This window comes from Arthrobacter zhaoxinii (assembly GCF_025244925.1).
Classification (GTDB): Bacteria; Actinomycetota; Actinomycetes; order Actinomycetales; family Micrococcaceae; genus Arthrobacter_B; species Arthrobacter_B zhaoxinii.
On record NZ_CP104275.1, the window covers coordinates 1,663,546 to 1,683,863 of the forward strand.

At 66.9% G+C, this 20,318-nt stretch carries 20 protein-coding genes; 9 read left to right on the forward strand and 11 right to left on the reverse strand.

Going from position 1 to position 20,318, the window contains the following annotated elements:
- Positions 1-30: 30 nt before the first annotated feature.
- From mftC to mftA, 3 genes are read right to left on the reverse strand one after another with little or no spacing between them, the layout of a single operon-like run.
- Complete coding sequence (mftC, locus tag N2K95_RS07805) at positions 31-1,296, reverse strand: mycofactocin radical SAM maturase (protein ID WP_260653616.1); 1,266 nt, start codon at positions 1,294-1,296, stop codon at positions 31-33.
- Entirely contained in the window at positions 1,293-1,568 is a 276-nt protein-coding gene (gene mftB, locus N2K95_RS07810; RefSeq protein WP_260653617.1) for a mycofactocin biosynthesis chaperone MftB, read from the reverse strand. The genes mftC and mftB overlap by 4 nt, the downstream gene beginning before the upstream one ends.
- A 12-nt stretch (positions 1,569-1,580) precedes the next feature.
- A complete protein-coding gene (gene mftA / locus N2K95_RS07815) occupies positions 1,581-1,727 on the reverse strand; it encodes a mycofactocin precursor MftA (protein WP_255792266.1) in 147 nt (48 codons plus the stop codon).
- Between the two features lie 94 nt (positions 1,728-1,821).
- Here mftA and mftR point away from each other — a divergent pair, with 94 nt between their 5' ends.
- Genes mftR through N2K95_RS07830 form a run of 3 tightly spaced genes read left to right on the forward strand, consistent with a single transcriptional unit; the run spans position 1,822 to position 5,333 of the window.
- Positions 1,822-2,439 (forward strand): mycofactocin system transcriptional regulator, encoded by a 618-nt coding sequence (gene mftR, locus N2K95_RS07820; protein ID WP_260653618.1) that lies wholly within the window; start codon positions 1,822-1,824, stop codon positions 2,437-2,439.
- Positions 2,440-2,464: 25 nt separating this feature from the next.
- Positions 2,465-4,072 carry a mycofactocin dehydrogenase MftG gene (gene mftG, locus N2K95_RS07825; protein ID WP_260653619.1) on the forward strand — a complete coding sequence of 536 codons (1,608 nt, stop codon included), beginning with the start codon at positions 2,465-2,467 and terminating at the stop codon, positions 4,070-4,072.
- 31 nt (positions 4,073-4,103) lie between these two features.
- Entirely contained in the window at positions 4,104-5,333 is a 1,230-nt protein-coding gene (locus N2K95_RS07830) for an acyl-CoA dehydrogenase family protein (RefSeq protein WP_260653620.1), read from the forward strand.
- Here N2K95_RS07830 and N2K95_RS07835 read toward each other — a convergent pair.
- The 4 genes from N2K95_RS07835 to N2K95_RS07850 form a co-directional block, all read right to left on the reverse strand.
- Entirely contained in the window at positions 5,330-6,598 is a 1,269-nt protein-coding gene (locus N2K95_RS07835) for a D-arabinono-1,4-lactone oxidase (protein ID WP_260653621.1), read from the reverse strand. The two genes, N2K95_RS07830 and N2K95_RS07835, sit on opposite strands and share 4 nt — an antisense overlap.
- A 139-nt stretch (positions 6,599-6,737) precedes the next feature.
- Positions 6,738-7,559, reverse strand: coding sequence for an SMP-30/gluconolactonase/LRE family protein (locus N2K95_RS07840; RefSeq protein WP_260653622.1), 822 nt, complete (start codon positions 7,557-7,559; stop codon positions 6,738-6,740).
- 88 nt (positions 7,560-7,647) lie between these two features.
- Positions 7,648-8,229, reverse strand: coding sequence for a TetR/AcrR family transcriptional regulator (locus N2K95_RS07845; protein ID WP_260653623.1), 582 nt, complete (start codon positions 8,227-8,229; stop codon positions 7,648-7,650).
- A 68-nt stretch (positions 8,230-8,297) separates the two neighbouring features.
- A complete protein-coding gene (locus N2K95_RS07850; RefSeq protein WP_260653624.1) occupies positions 8,298-8,762 on the reverse strand; it encodes a GatB/YqeY domain-containing protein in 465 nt (154 codons plus the stop codon).
- Between the two features lie 148 nt (positions 8,763-8,910).
- Here N2K95_RS07850 and N2K95_RS07855 point away from each other — a divergent pair, with 148 nt between their 5' ends.
- The 6 genes from N2K95_RS07855 to N2K95_RS07880 all read left to right on the forward strand — a co-directional run bounded on the left by N2K95_RS07855 (position 8,911) and on the right by N2K95_RS07880 (position 14,613).
- Positions 8,911-9,363: a Fur family transcriptional regulator gene (locus tag N2K95_RS07855; protein ID WP_260653625.1), complete on the forward strand. Its 453-nt coding sequence runs from the start codon at positions 8,911-8,913 to the stop codon at positions 9,361-9,363.
- A gap of 129 nt (positions 9,364-9,492) precedes the next feature.
- A complete protein-coding gene (locus tag N2K95_RS07860; protein ID WP_260653626.1) occupies positions 9,493-9,765 on the forward strand; it encodes a hypothetical protein in 273 nt (90 codons plus the stop codon).
- 56 nt (positions 9,766-9,821) lie between these two features.
- Complete coding sequence (locus N2K95_RS07865) at positions 9,822-10,793, forward strand: LysR family transcriptional regulator (RefSeq protein WP_260653627.1); 972 nt, start codon at positions 9,822-9,824, stop codon at positions 10,791-10,793.
- A 74-nt stretch (positions 10,794-10,867) separates the two neighbouring features.
- Positions 10,868-12,457 carry an ABC-F family ATP-binding cassette domain-containing protein gene (locus N2K95_RS07870; protein WP_260653628.1) on the forward strand — a complete coding sequence of 530 codons (1,590 nt, stop codon included), beginning with the start codon at positions 10,868-10,870 and terminating at the stop codon, positions 12,455-12,457.
- A 62-nt stretch (positions 12,458-12,519) separates the two neighbouring features.
- A complete protein-coding gene (locus N2K95_RS07875) occupies positions 12,520-13,824 on the forward strand; it encodes a cation:proton antiporter (RefSeq protein ID WP_260653629.1) in 1,305 nt (434 codons plus the stop codon).
- A 57-nt stretch (positions 13,825-13,881) separates the two neighbouring features.
- The gene (locus tag N2K95_RS07880) at positions 13,882-14,613 is read left to right on the forward strand and encodes a YqjF family protein (protein ID WP_260653630.1); all 732 of its coding nucleotides are present in this window, start codon (positions 13,882-13,884) and stop codon (positions 14,611-14,613) included.
- Here N2K95_RS07880 and N2K95_RS07885 read toward each other — a convergent pair.
- The 4 genes from N2K95_RS07885 to N2K95_RS07900 all read right to left on the reverse strand — a co-directional run bounded on the left by N2K95_RS07885 (position 14,562) and on the right by N2K95_RS07900 (position 20,001).
- Positions 14,562-15,110 (reverse strand): SRPBCC family protein, encoded by a 549-nt coding sequence (locus N2K95_RS07885; RefSeq protein WP_260653631.1) that lies wholly within the window; start codon positions 15,108-15,110, stop codon positions 14,562-14,564. The two genes, N2K95_RS07880 and N2K95_RS07885, sit on opposite strands and share 52 nt — an antisense overlap.
- A 95-nt stretch (positions 15,111-15,205) precedes the next feature.
- Entirely contained in the window at positions 15,206-17,512 is a 2,307-nt protein-coding gene (locus tag N2K95_RS07890) for an alkaline phosphatase (protein WP_260653632.1), read from the reverse strand.
- Between the two features lie 149 nt (positions 17,513-17,661).
- Positions 17,662-18,282: an L-threonylcarbamoyladenylate synthase gene (locus N2K95_RS07895; protein WP_255792243.1), complete on the reverse strand. Its 621-nt coding sequence runs from the start codon at positions 18,280-18,282 to the stop codon at positions 17,662-17,664.
- 141 nt (positions 18,283-18,423) lie between these two features.
- On the reverse strand, positions 18,424-20,001 hold the full coding sequence (locus tag N2K95_RS07900) for a DUF222 domain-containing protein (RefSeq protein WP_313771192.1): 1,578 nt from the start codon (positions 19,999-20,001) through the stop codon (positions 18,424-18,426).
- Positions 20,002-20,318 lie beyond the last annotated feature (317 nt).

The window sequence follows — 20,318 nt, forward strand, 5'->3', positions numbered from 1 at the left end:
TGTGGCGGGCCGCCGGGTGCGGCCCGGACCTTAGGTGCCGCAGCTCCCGCCGCAGCCCGATGGTTCAGCCGCGGGGTTGAAGCCTGCGAGCGGATCTTCAGCACAGGCACTGACCGGCGCGGCAGCGGGCCGGCGCCGGGAAATGGTGACCGGAACGGCGCCGCTCCGGGGCCGCGGGGGAGCGGTGCGGTGGGAATGGTCTCCGTCGGGACGGGGCAGGGCTTCCCCGGCCCGGGCCTCGAGGGCCGCCTCGCCCAGCCCGCGGACGCACTCCGGATCCGGCCCGTCCAGCGGCAGCCCCGTGAAGAACTTGGCCGCCATGCACCCGCCGCGGCAGGTGTCGAAGAACGGGCAGCCGGAGCAGGCCCCGCCGGTCTGCGGGGAGCGCAGCCGGGTAAACAGTTCCGAGTGCCGCCATACCTCGGAGAACCCGCCGGGATTGCGGATGCTGCCGGCCAGGAACTCGTCGTGGATGGCAAAGGGGCAGGCGTAGACGTCTCCCACCGGATCAATCAGGCAGACCACCCGGCCGGCGCCGCACATGTTCAGCCCCGGCAGGGATCCGCCGTACGCGGACAGATGGAAGAAGGAATCACCGGTAAGCACGTCCTCGCCGTGTTCCACCAGCCAGTCGTAGAGCTCCCGCTGCTGCGCGGCCGTGGGGTGCAGATCGTCCCAGACGTCGGCGCCGCGGCCGGAGGGCCGCAGCCGGGTCAGGCGCAGCTGGGCCTGGTACTTGTCCGCAATGGCTTTGAACCGGTCCAGCTGGGGAATGTTCTGGCGTGTACAGACCACGGAGATCTTGAAGCCGGTGAACCCTGCGTCGGCCATGTTCTGCATGGCACGGAGCGCGGTGTCGAACGAACCGGGACCGCGGACGGCGTCATTGACGTCCGCGGTGGCCCCGTCAAGGGAAATCTGCACGTCTACGTAGTCGCTCGCCGCCAGCCGGGCTGCCACGTCGGGGGTGATCTTCACGCCGTTGGTCGAAAACTTCACGCCCACGTGGTGGGCGGTGGCGTAGTCGACGAGTTCCCAGAAGTCCGGGCGGACCGTGGGCTCCCCGCCGCCGATGTTCACGTAGAACACCTGCATTCTTTCGAGTTCGTCGATCACTGCCTTGCACTCCTGGGTGGTCAGTTCCCGGGGGTCCCGCCGGCCGGAGCTGGAGAGGCAGTGGACACAGGAGAGGTTGCAGGCGTAGGTCAGTTCCCAGGTGAGGCAGATCGGGGCGTCGAGGCCGGTCTCGAACAGATCGACCAGGGTTCCCGGCCGGGGAGTGGAGAGCACCGTCATGGCGTCCTCTCGATCACCATATTTGAGGAGGCCAGTGCGCCCAGGGCCCGCTGGTAGCGGGGGAGGTCCGCGGGGCCGACGCCGGCCGATGTGCAGGCCGCGCCGGCAGTCGGTTCAGTGCGCAGCTGCTGCACGACCGACAGGAGGGTCCTGTCCTTGAGGAAGGACAGCCGGCGGGTGCCGAAGTGGTAGAGCAGCGCGCCGAAAGGTTCCGGACGGACCGAGACCTGGGGGTGCAGCCGCCAGGGGCGGTTGAGATCAAACGTCTGCATTCCGCGCCGGCCCTAGTAAACGCCGCACATACCGTCGATGGAGACTTCCTCCACCAGCAGGTCCTCCGTTGCCTCCGGTTCCGCTCCGGTGCGTACGGCTCCTTCGGGGACGGAATCTTCGGTGAGCGGGGTTGCAATCGGGTCTTGGGCGGCTCGCATGGGTGCTCCTTCTGGCAGAATCCGGCTTCGGCGGCGATACTCTGTGTGCCGGCGAGAGTAACGGCACCGAGTGCCATTGGGAAGAGGTAATTTCGTGGCAACTGCAGCGGCGTTGGGGAAACCGGAACGAGCCGGAAGGAAACCGGTCACGTCCAAGGCAGAGCTCAGCCATACGGCGCTGGTCCTCTTTGACCGGAAGGGTTTTGACCAGGTCACCGTGGACGAGATTGCTGCTGCAGCGGGGATCGGCAGACGGACCTTTTTCCGGTACTTTCCGTCGAAGAACGATTTGCCGTGGGGAGACTTTGAGGAGCTCCTGGCCCGGATGGACGGATATCTGGATTCACTGCCGGAAACCGTGCCGCTGGCCGGCGGACTCTGCAGCGCAGTCATTGAGTTCAACCGGCTGCCGCCCGGGGAGGTTCCGTATCACCGGCAGCGGATGGAACTCCTGCTCGGCGTTCCTACGCTGCAGGCACACTCGACGCTGAGGTACGCTGCCTGGCGGCGGGTGGTGGCCAGATTTGCGGGCAAGCGGCTGGATCTGCCGGAGGGCAGCCTCAAACCACAGGCGATCGCCTGGGCGCTCCTGGGGTTATGCCTGGCAGCGTACGAGCAGTGGCTGGAAACAACGGACACGGAACTTACCGGGATCCTGCAGGAATCCCTGAAGCTGTTTCCTGATGTTCTGGACGGACAGGCCGGGGTTTAGCCGGTACGGACACGGGGGGATGGATATGCCGGAGCACTACGACGTGATTGTGGTGGGCGGCGGAGGCAGCGGAGCACCCCTCGCTGCCCGTGTGGCCGAGGATCCGGACCGCCGGGTGCTGCTGATTGAGGCAGGTCCGGCTCCGGGAGACCGCGCCGGGTACCCGTCGGAGCTTCTGGACGCGGGCACTGTGCAAGGGGCAATGCCCGGGCATCCCAACAACTGGTCCTTTTTGGGTGAGCTCACTCCCGGCAGGCCGTACTCAATTGCCCGGGGGAGGATCCTCGGAGGCTCGACGGCGCTCAACGGGGGCTATTTTGTCCGTGCACCGAAGGAGGATTTTGACCGGTGGGCCCGAGTGGGCGGACCGGCGTGGTCCTTTGCCGAGGCAACGAAGCTGTATGCGGCAATCGAGGCGGACCAGGACTTCGGAACCCTGCCGGGACACGGGTCGGCGGGCCCGGTGCCGGTGCAGCGGCCGCCGCAGTCCCACCCCATCACCCGTGCCTTCCATCAGGCCGCCCGGGAGCTCGGGTTCCCCGAGGAGCCGGATAAGAACGGCGAAGGTGGGCCCGGGGTCGGGCCGGTACCCATGAACGTGGCAGGCGGCCTCCGGTGGAATACGGCGCTCGCCTATCTGGTGTCCGGGCGCGTCCCCGCGAACCTGACCATTCGAGGGCAGACCCTGGTCCGCCGGGTCCTCTTCGAGGGTGCCCGTGCAGTGGGCGTCGAGGTGGAGTGCGCGGGGAAGGCATCGGTTCTCCGGGGCGACGAGATAGTGCTCTGCGCCGGCGCCATCCAGTCGGCGCATCTGCTGCTGCTCTCGGGGATCGGGCCGGCAGCGGCCCTGCGGGCGCACGGCATCGAGGTGATAGCCGACAGGCCTGGTGTGGGTGCCGGTTTCACCGACCATCCGCAGGTCGCGGTTCAGTGGTCCCCTCAGCGGGGCGTGGTGGACACCACGGTTCCGCGGATTATGGAAAGCTCCCTGAATTTCAATGCGGGCGGGCAGCAGGTGCGCGGTGCGGGTGACCTGCAGATTCTGCCTCTGGTGAAGCCGATGGGTTATCTGCTGTCAGCGGGCAACCCCCGGGTGGGCCGAGGGAGTGACCGTGAGGACCTGGAGTTCCTGGTTGCCCTCAAGGACGAGCATGCCAGAGGCCGGCTCACCCTTACGTCCTCCAACCCGGACGTCCAGCCGCGGCTGGAGTACAACTACCTGTCCGTGGAATCCGACCGGCAGCGGATGCGGTACGCGGTACGGACGGCGGTGGCCCTCCTTTCGACCCGCGCGTTCCGGCCGCTGGTCGCCCGGATCACGGAACCGTTGCCGGCCGCCCTGGCCCGGGACGACCTTCTTGATGAGTGGATGCAGTTACGCCTGGGTACGGCCCTGCATATGAGCGGAACGGCCGGGATGGGTCCGGCGGATGATCCGGCATCCGTTGTTGACCCTTTCGGCCGGGTCCACGGTGTCCGCGGACTCCGGGTGGCGGACACCTCGATCCTGCCTACGGCACCGCGGCGCGGACCGGCAGCCACGGCTGTCCTGATAGGCGAACTCGTCCCGGCCACATCCGCACGGGCAGGAATCGCCGTTGACCACGGGTGTGATGCCGGTCATACTAACTGAACGATTAGTTAGTGAACCCCAGGAGCCTCCCATGACCGTCACACAATCCGCGCGTGCCGCCTTCGACCCCACCGCTTTGGACGGCATCGACGCCGACCTGTACCTCTTAGATGAGCTGCTCGATGACCAGGCCCGCGACGTCCGGGACCAGGTCCGCGCCTTCGTGGACAATGATCTGCTGCCGGTCATCAACGACTACTGGGAAAGGGCCGAATTCCCGTTCGAACTGGTCCCCAAGCTCGCCGCGCTGAACATTGCCGGCGGCACCATCTCGGGCCACGGCTGCCCGGGGCTGAGCCGGATCGCCGCCTCCACGGCGGCCGCCGAACTTGCCCGGGGCGACGGCTCCATCAACACCTTCTTCGGCGTCCACTCCGGCCTGGCCATGGGCAGCATCGACATGCTCGGCAGCGAGGAACAGAAGCAGCGCTGGCTGCCCGCCATGGCGCGGTTCGAGAAAATCGGGGCCTTTGCCCTCACCGAGCCGGGGCACGGATCGGATTCGGTCTCCCTGGAAACCAGCGCCCGGCGCGACGGCGATTCCTACATCCTGAACGGCAGCAAGCGGTGGATCGGCAACGCGAGCTTTGCCGACGTCGTCATCATCTACGCCCGCGACGAAGCCGACGGCGCCGTGAAGGCGTTCGTGATGGAAAAGGATGCGGACGGCAACCACCCCGCCGGCTACCGTGCGGACGTGATTACCGGAAAGATCGGCAAGCGGGCCGTGCTGCAGCCGGACATCCTCATTGAGGACCTGCGCATCCCCGCGGCGAACCGGCTGGAGAACTGCAACTCCTTCAAGGACGTCAACAAGGTGCTGGCAGCGACCCGCGGGGGAGTCGCATGGGAGGCACTGGGACACGCGGTGGCCGCTTATGAGATTGCCGTCGCCTATGCCAAGGACCGGGTGCAGTTCGGCCGGCCCATTGCCGGGTTCCAGCTGGTGCAGAACAAGCTTGCCAATATGCTTGCGCAGCTGACCGCGATCAAGCTGACCTGCTTCCGGCTCAACGAACTCGGCGACGAAGGCAAGATGACCGGCCCGATGGCGTCCATGGCCAAGATGTTCGCCGCCCGGCAGGGCCGCTGGATCTGCTCGGAGGCACGCGACATCATGGGCGGCAACGGCCTGCTGCTGGAAAACCACGTGGCCCGGCACCTGACCGACATGGAGGTGGTGTTCACCTACGAGGGCACCGATTCCATGCAGTCGCTGATCCTGGGCCGGCACATCACCGGCCTGTCGGCGTTCGCCTAGCCGCCGAGGAGGCCCGCCGGCAGGACTTTCCGGGCGAGGAACGGGTTCACGAACTTGCGCTCCGGATCCAGCCGGCGGGCCAGCTGCTGGAAATCGCCCAGCCGGGGGTACAGCTGCTGGAGCTGCGGATGCTCCAGAGTGAACAACTTCCCCCAATGCGGGCGGGCCCGGGAGGGGGCCAGAGCGGCTTCCAGCTCCGGCAGGAGGGCTTCGACGGCGTCCTGCCGGGGTTTCCAGGTGAAGTGGAAGGCCACCGTATCCCGGCTGTAACTGGTACTCAGCCATAAATCGTCCGCGGCTACGGTCCGGATTTCAGCCACCAGCAGCAGGGGCGCTATCCGTCCGGACATGGCACGCAGTGCCCGGAGTGCCTCGACCGCGGACGCCCGGTCCACCAGGTATTCACTCTGCAGCTCATCTCCGTTGCTGGGCATAAAGCCCAGGCGGAAATGGGAGAGCCGGTCGGACCAGGATCCCGGAACGCCCAGCTGCCGGGTGCAGTTCACCGGACTCATGCCCGGCACCGGGTTCCGGGGGACGTCGGAGGCAGCTGCACCGAAGAAGTCCTGCCTGCCGGCATACGGCTGCTCCTTGTCCATCCGGCTCTTGAGCCACACCTGCGAGGCGGCGGCGCCGGTGAAGTTCCCGAAGATACTCACGCTGTATGCGGCAGTGGTGATGGTGTCGAAGTGCTCCTCCACAGCCGCCCACGGCAGGTCTGTGAAGACATCCTGGCGGACCTCGTACGCCGGTTCGATGTCCAGCGTAATCCGGGTGACCACTCCCAGGGCGCCCAGGGACACCACCATGCCGCTGAAGTCGGGACTGCTGCGGTCGACCCGGAGCAGGCCGCCGTCTGCCGTGACCAGTTCCAGGGCCGCGACGGCTTGCGCCAGGTTGCCCGTGCCGGAACCGTGAGTGGCAGTGGCAACGGCCCCGCCCACGGAAATGTGCGGCAGGGAGGCCATGTTGTGCAGCGCGAAGCCGTGCTCCACGAGGAAGCCGGCGACCTCCCCGTACCGGGTGCCTGCGTTCACTGTTACGGTGCGGGCGTCTGCATCCAGCACCATCGGGCCGCCGAGCTTTTCCAGGTTCACGAGGACGCCGGTGGTGTCGGCGATGCCATTAAACGAGTGCCGGGTGCCGAGGGTGCGGACCGCCGCAGCCGCCGCGACGGTTTCGCGCACTTCGTCAATGCTGGCGGGTTGGGTGATCTCTTCGGGGGAGTAACGCAGGTTTCCCGCCCAGTTGTATTCCTCTAGCACGCAGCCGTCCTTCGAATGATGTGATGGCGGTTGCCGGCGTTCGGCTCCTAACCCCTGGAGCAGACGATAGTAGGCTGCGGCGGGTTTTCGTGCATTGACCCGCGGGAGCGGAGCTGCAGCGGTGAGGGGCGGGCAGTGCCTAGCGGACCCGCAGCCCCAGCACCTGGCCGCTTCCGGGGGTTGCGGGATCCATCACTTCCGGCCACCGGGCAGTCATCATAAACAGCAGTCCGCCGTCAACGCCGCCGGTGGCGCAGGAGAAGCACCCCTGGTCCAGCTGCACCGTCTCCACGACCGTTCCGCCCTCACGGACGCGGACGCAGCGTTCCCCCGGCACCTCTGCGAACCAGATGCCGCCGGTGCCGTCCCAGCAGATGCCGTCAGGTGCGCTGCCGGAGACCGCGGCCCATTCCCCGGCGGGGGTGAGGCCGCCGTCGTCGTTGATCGCGAAGGACGTGAGGCAGCCGGCATTGGACTCGGCCACCACCAGCGTGCCGCCGTCGTCGGAGACCAGCATGCCGTTGGGGAACGCGAGACCGTCCGCCACCTGTTCCACGGACCCGTCCGGGCGGATGAGTGCGATCACCCCGCTGGCCTGCGGGTCGGCGGAATAGTCGTAGCCCAGGCCGTTGACGTAAATGCCGCCGGAGGGGTGCACGGCAATCTCGTTCCACGGATAAACCGACAGTCCGGCCAGGTCCGCATGGGGTACCAGGCCGGCATTGGGTACTTCCAGCAGGACGGTTCCGTCCGTTCCGGAGACCACGGCCATCCGGCCGTCCGGCAGCCAGTCAAAGCTGATGGGAAATGACGGGACCGCCGTCACCCGCCGCACATTGCCGGAGGCATCCAATGCTGAAATGGTTCCGGCCGTCCAGTCCGCGAACCAGAACTCGCCGGCATGCCACCGGGCTGATTCGCCCATACCGATCCCGGAGACCAGCGTCGTAAGTTCCGCCATGCTGCACCTCGATTTCCAGAGGATCCGGCTTCCAGTATGCCGCGCTCTCCGGAGCGGACAACAGGCTCCCGGAGGTATTGCCTGCCGGTTACGACGACGCCGCGCCCAGCATCCGCAGCGCCAGCCGGCTGTGGTGTTCGCCGATGCCGGCGGCCGTCTGCCGTCCGTCCCCCCGGTACCAGCGGGCCACGTCCACGCAGAGCGAGAGCAGGGCCAGGACCGCAAGGCCCGTGTCCTCGACGTCGAACAGTCCCTGTCGGCGCCCGCGGTCGACGACGGCGCGGAACTCGGCGTCCACGGACCGCCGGATTTCCAGGACCTCGGCCCGGTGATCCTCCGTGAGGGCCGCGAGCTCGAAATTCACCACGCTGGACTTGGTGCGGTTGGCCGCCTGCCATTCCACAAAGTCGCGGACCATGGTGCGGATCTGCTGCACCGGATCGGTGCTGGAGGCCACCCCGGTGCGCACCAGCTCCAGCGTGCGCTCATGACCGACCCGGGAGATGCTGTACAGCAGCTCTTCCTTCGAGCGGTGGTGCACGTAGACGGCGCCGGGGGTGACCCCCGCCGCCGTCGCGATGTCCCTGGTGGTGGTGCCGTGGAAACCTTTTGCTGCGAAGGCTTCCGTAGCGGAATCCAGCAGGCGTTGGCCCGTGCCGGTTGCGGGCACCTGTACCTCCGTGGGTGAGCGGAATGAGCGTTCAGCAACCAGAGTAACAGCGGGGGATCGCGCTGCTGTCAGGCCAGGCGGGACCGGACAATCTCGCTCACTGCCTTGCCGTCAAACCGCCCTGCCACCTTGGCGGTGACCGGCTTCATCACGGATCCCATCTGGCGCATCGAGGGTTCTTCGCCGCCGGCGCGCAGTGCCGCGATGGCTTCGTCCACAATGGCTTCGACGTCGGCCCGGGTCAGGGGAGCGGGCAGGTAGGCCTCGATGATCTCCGCTTCGGCAACCTCGGAGGCAGCGCGGTCAGCCTCGCCGGCCTCCGTGTAGATCCGGGCCGTGTCACGGCGCTTCGCGGCTTCCTTCTGCAGCAGGGACACAATCTGGAGGTCATCGAGCTCCACCGGTGTCTTGCCCGACTTTTCCCGGGTGGTGATTTCGCCCAGGACGTTGCGCACGGTGGTCAGGGCCGTCCGGTTGCCCGACTTCATGTGTGCCTTCATGTCCGCCTGCAGCTGCTCTTTCAAAGTGCCCATGGTGTTCCTTTTGTTGGTTCTTCGTCTCTTCCCTCTATCGTCCCCTACCCGGGCGTCTCCTGCGGCAACGGTCACAGCGTCCGGAATCACAGCCCAAAAGGCCGCCAGTTGTCTTGAGCCAATCAAAACAACTGATAGGGTTTTTGTTATGCAGGAAGCGGCGGACACAGCACAAACCCTGGCCGCGAACATCCGGTCCGCGGGGCTGAAGTCCACGTCACAACGCGTTGCCGTCCTGGCAGCGCTGCAGCAGGCACCGCACTCCAGTGCAGACACCGTTCTGGTTTCCGTTCGATCGGAGCTGCCGGGTATTTCCGCCCAGGCCGTCTACGGCATCCTGTCCGCCTTCACCGAGGCCGGACTGGCACGGCGGATTGAACCCGCCGGTTCGCCTGCACTGTACGAGTCCAGGGTGGGGGACAACCACCACCATTTGGTCTGCATCCGCTGCGGAGCCATCAAGGACGTCGACTGCGTGATTGGCCAGGCACCCTGCCTGACCCCGGCCGACGATTCCGGCTTTACCGTACTGGCTGCCGAAGTAACCTTCAGCGGCATCTGCAGCACCTGCGCCCAGCAGGCGGAGACCTCCGCCCGCTAAGGCGCATTACCGCCACTACTAAGGGCGGGCACTATTCAACGGCGACACACTACCGGGCTTAACGCTGCCCGGAATCCGTCGCTGCGGTGGCCCGAGTCTCACCCCGCAAGCGTCAACTGAGGAGACACCATGACCACCCTGATGAACCGACCGACCACGACCCACACTGCCGAGCGCGCCGCGTCGAACGAATACACCGCGGCGGCTCCGGCTGCCCGGACCCGCCGCCGGGGTACGTACACCACCTGCTATGACAGCCCGCAGGGAACCCCGCGTCCCGCCGGGAGCTACGTCTCGATCGGCCGCCGCGCCGTCACCCGCCCCCGGGACATGGGGAGCTACGTAGACACCTCCGCGTACCGCAACCGCCGGCCCGAGGGCGCCTACACCCTGCGCGGCTAAGCCCGCGGCAGGCATATAAACCGTCTGCCTGGGGTGCTGCTGGGTACTGTAACGGCATGAAGAACATGGACCTGAACCTGCTGCCTTTACTGCAGGTGCTCCTCGAAGTGCGCAACGTGACCCGGACCGCGGAACGGCTGAAGCTGAGCCAGCCTGCCACGAGCGCTGCGCTGGCGAAGCTCCGCCGGCATTTCGACGACGAGCTGCTGGTGCGGAGCGGCCGCCACTATGAGCTCACTCCCTTCGCCCAGGCACTTGTTCCCGTGGTTGACGAAGCGATGCTGCAGATCCGGCGCGCCACCCGTATCCGGTCCGGTTTTGAGCCGCTGACAAGCACCCGGGGGTTCACGATTTCGGCGTCGGACTATGCCTCCGCGCTTATCGTGGGGCCGCTGCGCCGCATTCTGCGTGAGGAGGCGCCGGGAGTTTCCGTTGACTTCGTGCCGAATTCCGGTTTTACGGGCCAACTGGCCGAACTGACGCGGACGGACCTCCTCGTGGGTCCCGTGGGCTACGGCATGCAGGGGACCCACCGGGAACTTTTCCGCGACGGATTCGTGGCGGTCACCGGCACCGGCAACGAACTCCTGGCCCGGGAATCCCTGACCCTCCAGGACCTGGCGTCCGTACCCCAGGCTGTGGGCTACATCGGCGACGGCATCCTGACCCCCGCCGACCGGCTCTTCGACGACCGCGGCCTGAAGCGGAACACAGCAGCAGTGGTTTCCGGTTTCCTGGCCCTGCCCACGCTGGTGGAGGACACGGACCTCGTGGCCCTCGTGCCGCGGATGCTGGCCGCACGGTCGCAGCGCGGCGCAGACATCGCGATCCTCGAACTGGCGGACAGCGGCGCCGCCGCTTTGGTCGAGGCGCTCTACTGGCACCCGTCGCTGGCGGAGGACCCCGCCGGCATGTGGCTCCGGTCGGTGGTGCACCGGGCCTGCTACCGCCTGCCCGAACAGTGGCCCGCCCGGGTCCATCCCGTGGCGGTCGGCCTCGGGGATGCCCGCGTCACGTACGTCGGCTAGCCCCGGGCTGCGGCGGTAGGATGAATGGTCGTTGTCCCGCGGGGCGAGAAAACCAACCCCTTTGAGAGGACACCATGAGCCTGATCCGGCTGCAGGACGTCAACACTTCCTTCGAGAACAAGCAGGTCCTGCGCGAAGCGTTCCTGCGGCTCGAGCCGAAGGACCGGATCGGCCTGATCGGCAGGAACGGCTCCGGCAAGTCCACCATCCTGAAACTGGTCCTGGAGCAGGTCCAGCCGGATTCCGGCACCGTGACCGTGGAGCCGGGCGTCAGGATCGGCTACTTCTCCCAGTTCTCGGAACTGGACGGACAGGCCAGCATCGCCGAGATCCTGGACGCCGTCTTCACGGAGATCAAGGACGTCGAGGCCGAGCTGGCCGGGATTGACGAAGCCATCGCCGCCAATCCCGCGGACAAGGAAATGGACCGGCTGATCCGCCGCCAGTCGGAACTGTTCGAAACCATGGACCGGCTGGACGGCTGGGACTACCCGCGCCGCATCGACACCGTGCTCACCACTCTCGGATTCACCGCCGCACACCGCATCTGCCCCATCGATGCGCTTTCCGGCGGCTGGCGGAACCGTGCGGCACTGGCAAAAATCCTGCTGGAACAGCCCGATGTCCTACTGCTCGACGAACCCACCAACTTCCTGGACGTGGCCGGCGTCGAATGGCTCGAGGGCTGGTTCCGCGACTTCCGGGGAGCGGCCATCATCGTTTCCCACGACCGGAAGTTCCTGGACGCCGTCGTCACCCGCATCGTGGAGGTGGAGAACTTCCACCTGCACGAATACCCCGGCAACTTTGCCGAGTACGTGGTGCAGAAACAGTTCCGGCTCAAGAACCTCCAGGCGCAGTTCGTGCACGAGGCGGAGCTGCTGGCCTTCGAAGCCGAGGGCATCGCGGACCGCCGCGAGGCAGCCAAAGCCGGCGGACGGCTGAGCACCCAGCTGGCCCGCATCAAGAAATCCCGGGCGCCGCGTCCGGTGGATGAAATCATCACCGGAATCTACGACGGACTTCACGTCAAGGACGTCCTGGGCCGAGTCCGCGGTGTGTCCAAGTCCTACGGCGACAAGGTGCTCTTTGAGGACCTGAGCTTCGAGGTGAACAAGGGCGACCGCATCGCCGTGACCGGCACCAACGGCAGCGGCAAGACCACGCTGCTGCGCGTGCTCACCGGCGAGGAGAAGCCCGACGCCGGCGACGTCGCCTGGCCGAAGGGCCCCGCCATGGTGTCCTACAACCAAATGCTCACGGAGCTCGACGACACCGACACCGTCACCCACGCGGTGAACTCGCTGCCGGGTTCGCTGGCGTTCAGTGCCACGAAAAAGTCCGTGAACCGGTTCCTGACCATGTTCCAGTTCTCCGAGGCGGACCTGACCTCCAAGATCGGCAATCTCTCCGGCGGGCAGCGTGCCCGCGTCGCGATGGCCCAGTGCCTGCTCTCGGGCGCTCCCGTCCTGCTGCTGGACGAACCCACCAACCACCTGGACATGTCCAGCACCCAGGTAATGGAACGCGCCCTCCTGCATTTCCCCGGCGCCGTTATTGTGGTCAGCCACGACCGGTTCTTCACCGAAAAGATCGCCACCCGCTGGCTCGTGTTCGGGGCCGAAGGAGCGGAACCGGGGCAGGTCGACATCCGCGAGGCGTAAACCGCCGACGCCGGTTCGGCGCGGCACCTGTCAGCGCGCCCGGAACCGAGTAATCTCGGGGAGTGTTTGACGGACCCAGCCTCGTATTCTTTGCCGCCGGCCTTGCAGTCTTCCTTGCCGCCGTGCTGCCCAAACTGCTGCGCAATGTTCCGGTGTCCATGCCCATGGTGTTCCTGGGTGCCGGCATCCTGGCGTTCAGCCTCCTGAAGGACCTGCCGGACCCGGATCCGGTGCGCTACGGAGAATTCACCACGCACCTGACCGAGGTGTGCGTGATCATTTCCCTGATGGGCGCGGGACTGGCACTGGACCGGCCGGTCGGCTGGTGGCGCTGGTCCACCACCTGGCGGATGCTGGGCATCGCCATGCCGCTGAGCCTGCTGGGCCTGACCCTGCTGAACCTCTGGGTCCTCGGCGTCGGCCTCGCCGCGGCCATCCTGCTGGCCGCCGCCCTGGCCCCGACCGATCCGGTCCTGGCCTCCGAGGTCCAGGTGGGCGAACCCGCCGACGACGAAGAGGAGGACTCGGAGGGCGAAGCCGAGGACGAGGTCCGGTTCGGCCTGACCTCCGAAGCGGGACTCAATGACGGCCTGGCGTTCCCGTTCGTGTACCTCGCCATCGGCATGAGCCTGGTGGGGACGGCGCCGTCCGACTGGTTCCCGCACTGGATTGCCGTCGACGTCTCCTGGCGGATCGGCATGGGCGTCCTTCTGGGTTTCCTGACCGGCAAAGTGCTCAGCCGGCTCTTCTTCTCCGCACGGCTGGAAAGCATCCGCCTGTCCAACCACTCCGAAGGCTTCGTGGCCCTGGCGGCCACCTTCCTGGCCTACGGAATCACTGAAATGCTGGACGGGTACGGGTTTGTCGCCGTCTTTGTCTGCGCAGTCACCATCCGGGCCGCGGAACGTACGCACGGTTACCACCGCGTGCTGCACAGCTACGTGGAGCAGCTGGAACGGCTGCTGACCGTGGTCCTGCTGCTCCTGCTCGGCGGCGCCATTGCCCGCGGACTGCTGTCCGGCATCGGCTGGCGTGAAATGGCGGTGGCCGCGGCGTTCCTGCTGGTGGTCCGTCCCCTCGCCGGATGGCTGGGCCTGCTGGGCGGCAAGCCGGGCCCCCGCGAGCGGATGGCCATCGCCTTCTTCGGAGTCCGGGGGATCGGCTCGCTGTATTACCTCGGCTATGCCCTTGGCAAGGGACACTTCGACGATGCGGAGCAGCTCTGGGGACTGGTTGGCCTGGTGGTGGCGTCATCCGTCGTGCTGCACGGCGTCACGGCGGCGCCGCTGATCAACCGGCTGGACCGGATCCGGAAGAAGACGGCAGTGGAACGCTTCGGCGAAGAACGGCCGGACACCGCGGTTTAGGCTCCGGCCGCCGGGTCTGCGCTGTTCGCCCGGCAGTCCCGCTGTTACCTTGGCGCCATGGCTTCACACGCGCGCCGCGTGCCGGACCCCCGGCCTGCCGGATCACGGGTTCCCCCGCCGGTCCTCATGGCCCAGACCTGGGCCGCGGCTGTGTTCCTGCACTGGCGCATCGATCCGTCCGTGGCAGCGCCCTACATGCCGCCCGGCGTCGAACCCGATGTCTTCCACGGCTCCTCATGGGTGGGCCTCATCGGCTTCCGGGCACCGGAGACCGAACTCGCCGGGGTTCCGATGCCGTTTTTCGGTTCCTACACCGAGATCAACGTACGCCTGTACTCGCGGGGCCGTGACGGCAGCCGCGGGGTGCTGTTCCGGAGCCTGGACGCCTCCCGGCTCGCCCCGGTGCTGGCGGCCCGTTCGCTGCACATCCCGTATGTCTGGTCCCGCTGCCGGCCCAGGCGTTCCGGCTGGGGCCTGGGGTACGACGTCGCCCGGTTCGGCAGGCAGGCCCGCTCATCCTTCGCCGTGGTGCCGGACTATGGCCGTACCGCAGACGACGACCTGTCCATCCTGCTCACCGCACGTTTCGGGCTGCACGCGTTCCTGGCGCGCCGGACGGTGTTTTTTCCGATCTCGCACCGGCCGTGGCCGCTGCATCCTGCCCGGCTGACCCACCTCCACGACGAGCTGGTGCCGGCCGCGGGGCTGCCCGTCGAAGGGCCGCCGGACACGGTGCATTACTCGCCCGGAGTCAGGACGCTGTTCGGCCGTCCGCGGCGGGTGGCCTGAGCCAGTTCGCGGCGCAGGCCGCGTTCGCCCTGCCGCATCAGCAGAGCGTGGGCTGCTGTGAAGACCGGCCGGGCCACCGGAGTGAGCGCACGCATCCAGCGCCGGGTGGGCCGGACCCGCCAGTCAATGTCCATCCTGGTCTGCGCCGGTACGCCCGGAGCAGGGGCCGTGACGGGGAACAGACGGATCCGTCCGGTGCCGGCCAAGTCGCCGCCGGCGTCGAACTCTATGATCCGGGGGCGGGCCGCAGAGGTGGGATGGACAGTGATGGACAGCCGGTAGCCCAGGGAGGCGCGGAACTGCAGGCGGACGGTGGTGCCGAGCAGCCGGGTGACCGGATCCGCGGCGTCGGCGGACGGGTCGGTGGCAAGGTCCTGCAGCGTGCACCCCGGCCACCAGCGGGGCCAGCTCATCTCCGGGCTGGCAACGGTTTCCCAGACCGCCTCCGGGGTCGCGTCGAGCAGCCAGCTGGAAGGAAGAACATAGAGACCGGGCATCCCTTCAGCATGCCATTGGTACTTGCTGCGTGCCGAAACGGGCCACCGTGCCGGGACCGATGCTGTGGTCCCGGCACGGTGCCGCGCGGTGGGGCTTAGCGCTGGTAGGCCCGGGGCAGATCGAAGCCCCGCTCCGCCATCACTGCTCGCAGCCTGGTGGGGTAGTCAGTGATGATCCCGTCCACGCCCAGGTCAATGAGCCGGTGCATGTCGGCCACCTCGTTGACGGTATAGGGAATCACCGTCATGCCGAGGTTGTGCGCGTCGGCCACCATCTCCGCCGTGACGGTGGTGAAAACGGGGGAAAGTACGTCATAGCCCTGGGCATGGGCGGCACGGACCACGGAACCGCCGAAGTCGTCAATGTCGATTCCGCCCAGCTCCGGGGCAGCTCCGGGCTGGCCAACGCCGAGATCCTCCGCGGTGCCGGCCAGCGCCACCCGTGTCAGTTCCGGGGCGATCCGCTCGAGCAGGTTCAGGGTGGACCAGTCAAAGGACTGGATGGTGGTGCGGCGCTCCCGGTTCGCATCGCGGACCACGTCCACCACTGCCTCGGTCAGGGCGACGCTGCGCGGTCCGCCGGCCTGGCCATCCTCGACCTTGGTTTCGACATTGAACTGGATTTTGCGGGCCCGGTACTCCCGGGCGAGGCGATAGACATCGCTCAGCTCCGCAATCCGGTTGCCCTCCGCGACATCCTGCTCCGGGTAGCCCGGCAACGGCTGGTAGCCGCAGTTCAGGGTCTGGAGCTGCACAAGGCTCAGGTCCGCCACGCGGTCGCCCACATACGGATATTCCGGATCCCCGGCCACCGCAGGCGCGGTGTCGGCGCACTTCGTGTCCAGGATGATGTCGTCATGCCAGACAATCACCCGGCCGTCCTCGGTCAGATGGGCATCCAGTTCCAAGGTGGTGACGCCGAGTTCCAGCGAGTGCGCGAAAGCGGCCAGGGATTCTTCGGTTACTTCACCCCGGCCGCCGCGGTGGGACTGGAGGTCAAAGTCGCGGTCCGTGCCGGAGCGCATGACGGAGACCATCACGTCGAAGATGCGGGTGTTCTCGTAGACGCCGGTCAGCATTTCCGCGCCCGGCCCCATGGCGGTCAGCGGGACGTCGTCGCCCGTGTGGCCGCCTGTGGTCCAGTCAATCTGGAACTGCTGGTCCGAGCCTGCGACGTCGAACGGTCCTTCCTGAACGGGGCTGTCCGGGTTGGAGTCGTCGCCCAGGGGTTCGATGGTCATGCCGCCGGTCTGGTGGTCGCCCACGGTGATCAGCAGGGTGTTCCCGTCCTGCTCGGCGAACTCCTTGGCCAGGGTCACGGAACGGTCGAACTCGATGCCGGACTCAATGGTCAGCGCCCCGTTGTTGACGTGGCTCATCGCGTCAATGCCTTCTTCCTCGACCATCAGGAAGAAGCCGTTGTCGTCCTGGTTGCCGTTCAGGACGTCAATGGCTTTCCGGGTCATTTCGGTCAGCGGAACCGTGGGGTTGTAGACGTCGTCCACGTCGTCTCCGTATTGGAACATTTCCTCGTTGGCGAACAGTCCGAGCAGCATGTCGCCCTGTGCCGCCTGCAGGCCGGGCAGGTCCCAGACATATTCGTATCCCTGCTCCTGGGCCTCTTCCACGAGGTTGCCCTCGGTGCCGGCGCTCTCCTCGGACTCGTCTTCTGCCGGGTTGTCGGGAAGCCGGCCCGGGTCTCCCGCGGGGTACCAGTAGTCCTCGCCGCCGCCCAGGATTACTTCCGGGCGGGAGCTTCGCAGGTACTGGGCGGCGATGGCGCTCTGCTCATCCCGGTCCAGCACGTGCGAGCCGAAGGCAGCGGGAGTTGCATCCGTGACCTGTGCCGTGGTGACCAGGCCGGAGGACTTTCCGAGCCGTTCGGCGACTTCCAGGGCCGTGGTGACCGGCTGCTGGTCCAGGTCCACGCCGATGGCACCGTTGTAGGTCTTCACCCCGGCGGCCATGGCCGTGGCGGCGGCGGCCGAGTCAGTGATAAACGTGCCGGGGTCCGCGGAGTTGGTGTGTACCCGTCCCACTTCGGGAAGCGAATCCATGGCCAGCTCTCCGGTCAGTCCCACCGAGGCCAGCCGGATGGCGTCCCGCTGCGCGGTGCCCATGCCGTCGCCGACCATCAGGATCACGTTGACGGCGTCGTCGTTGCCCTGGCCGCCGTCGTCGCCGTCGTGCCCGTCGCCTTCGTCGTGCGTGGGCGACGGGGTGGGCGTCGGGGCGGGTGATGTCGACGTCGACGTCGGCGTCGGCGTACCGGTGGGCGTCGTGGTGGGAGTTGGTGTGGAGGTCTTGGTGGGCCCGGGATAATCGGCTGGATCGCTTGGTCCGCCGATTGTGCCCGGAAGTCCGGTACCTACGCCGCATCCCGCCAGGACGCAGATGCTCAATATCGCCGTTGATAGTGTTGTGGCCGTTTTCTTCATGTGGATTCCCCTGCGAGTGCCTAGCGATGGTTCCCCCTGACGCGTGCCAGACTCAGTGCGCGCCAGGGTGGAGTCAACCGCAGGGACCGATAAAAGGTCACCGGCCGCAGGGGTTATTCGAAGGGTGCTGGATCTCCGGTTCCGCGCCGGACGATCACGGGGGAATCACCGGAGAAGTCGATGACGGTGGTCGGATCCGGGCCGCAGAACCCGGAATCGATGACGGCATCCACCTGGTGGTCCAGCCGTTCCTTGATTTCCCAGCCCTGCGTCATCGGATCTTCGTCGCCGGGCAGCAGCAGCGTGCTGGAGAGCAGCGGTTCGCCGAGGCTGTCCAGGATCGACTGCACCACTGTGTTGTCCGGGATGCGTACGCCGACGGTCCGCTTCTTAGGCTGGAGCAGCCACTTGGGGACTTCCTTAACCGCGGGCAGGATGAAGGTGTAGCTTCCGGGGGTGGCGGCCTTAATGCTGCGGAACACCGAATTGTCCAGCTGCACGAACTGTCCCAGCTGGGCGAAGTTCCGGCAGACCAGGGTGAAGTGGTGCTTGTCGTCCAGCTGGCGGATCTGGCGGATCCGTTCCAGCCCTTCGCGGTTGCCCAGCTGTACCCCGAGTGCGTAGCAGGAGTCGGTGGGGTAGGCGATCAAACCGCCGGATTCGAGCAGGTTCACAATCTGGCTGATGGCCCTGGGCTGCGGATTGTCCGGGTGTACGTCAAAGTATCTGGCCATTCCACCAGCCTACCGGCGGCGGCCGCTGTCCGGGACAGACCGCCACCCCTGCTGCCTGCGGAGGTTCCAGGCCGGCAGGGTCGCAGGGTGGTGGGCAGGTCGGCGGGCAGAGTCGGGTCGGCGAGCGCCGGGGGAGCCAGCCTATGCTGCCCAAACCAGGTCGGCCATCACCCGTTCAACAACGGCGGAGAAGTCCTCCGGTGCGCCTACCAAGGGCGGCGTGCCTACCAAGGGTCGCGTGCCTACCAAGGGTGGCGCGGTGGATCGGTAGGTGTGCCCGGTGGGGGTGGAGGTCTCCACGGTGTGTTCGGGTGATCCGACCACTCCGGGCCCGCCTGCTGAGCCCGTTGCACTGGTTGGACCTATTGCACCGGGCGCACCGATTGCCCCTGTTGCACCGTTACCACCCAATGCCCCTGCTATGCCCCCAGTGCCCGGAGGTTTGATGACCTCGGCCGACCAGCCGGGGGCTTCCTTGGCATGGTTGCACGCCTCGCAAAGTCCCTGCCCGTTTTCGGCTTTGGTGGGACCACCCCTGCTGTGCGGGCGGATGTGGTCGAAGTGCCGGATTGGTGCGCCACACCACGGCATCCGGCAGGTCTGATCCCGTGCGGCGATGAAGCGGCCAAGGGAAGTCGGGAACAGGCGTGCCCTTGCGTCCATGGCCACCAGCTCACCGGTTTCGGGAGCCGCATACAACCTGCGAATGAAGGTCTGGACGTTCCTGTCCTGCCCCCGACCTTGCTTACGTTTAGTCTGGCTCTCCTGCTGGCCCTTCTCCTGAGTCCGGTCCTGACCCTGGCCCCGACCTTGGCCCTTGTCCTGACCCCGACTCTTGCCCTTGCCGTTTCTCCGGCTCCGGACAAGATCCCGTGCCCACTGCGCCGGAACCGGGCCGTACCCGGGAACGAATGCCGGTTCCGACTCTCCGGCGAGCAGTGTCCGGTCCGTCATCACCAGCTGGACCTCCACCTTCATCGAGTCCGGGTGTCCCTGGCCGGTAATCCGTCCTACAAGGGTGTCCGCCATGATCTGTCCCCGGGTGCGGCCGTCCCCGGCAGCGGTGAGCCGGTCAGCCTCCTTCGACAGGGCAGCATATACACCTACACCCTGGGCGACTGGGAGCAGGCCTGTCAGGTAGGTCATGGTGTCCGGAGCCGGACGGCAGGACACGAAACGTTCCGAGGCGGCCTTCGCGGCCCGGTTCACGGCGGCCCGCGGGTCCAGACGGTAGGCCGCCGTTCTGGCGCGGGAGATGATCTGCCGATCACCCAGAGTCTCCAGCAACTCCGGATTCCCTGCTACCTCCCGGTCAACACGCTGCCGGTCCTCGACGCTGAGGCACGCCGTCTCCCGCACCAGCAATGTTGCCCGCCACTCGCTGATCTTTCCCTGACTCAGCGCCTGCAGGGTGCAGGGCATTTCCTGCGTCAGCGCCTTGGCGAACCCCAGCAGCCGGCCGCCGCGGTTAGCCGATTCCCTCCGGGCCAAAGCGATCTGCGACGCCACTCCACAGCCCTGCTTGTCCTTTGGCACTTCCGCCAGTGCCTGCTTTCGGCGCTGGGAGGCATCGAACGCCGCAGCCGCTCGGGCCTGTGCCGCCGATGCCGCTGCCTTCAATTCCTCAAGGGCACGTATCCGGTCGATGAGTTCGGCATCAGGCTGCTGTGCGGGTTCGGTCTCGCTCTCGTCGCTGAGCGCGCCAACCCACGTATTCACCAGCGCGCTGCTGACACAGGACCTGTCCGGTCCGTAGTGCCGTTGAGAAGGTGAATATTCGAAAATGTGTTCGAGTTTATCGGTCCCGGACGGCAAGAGGAAGGAACTAAATACGCGATGTACTACCTGTTTTTGCCGGCCGAGGGTGGTGTTCCGTGTTGGGGCAGGAATCCGGTGATCTGCACGGTGTAGAGGGGCACGGTGCCCGACGACGACGCCGCCGGCACGGTGACCGACGCCCGCCAGTACGGCGCAGGGAGGTCCTGCCGGTACGATGCCCGACGCCGACGCCGACGCCGCTGCCGACGCTGGTGCGA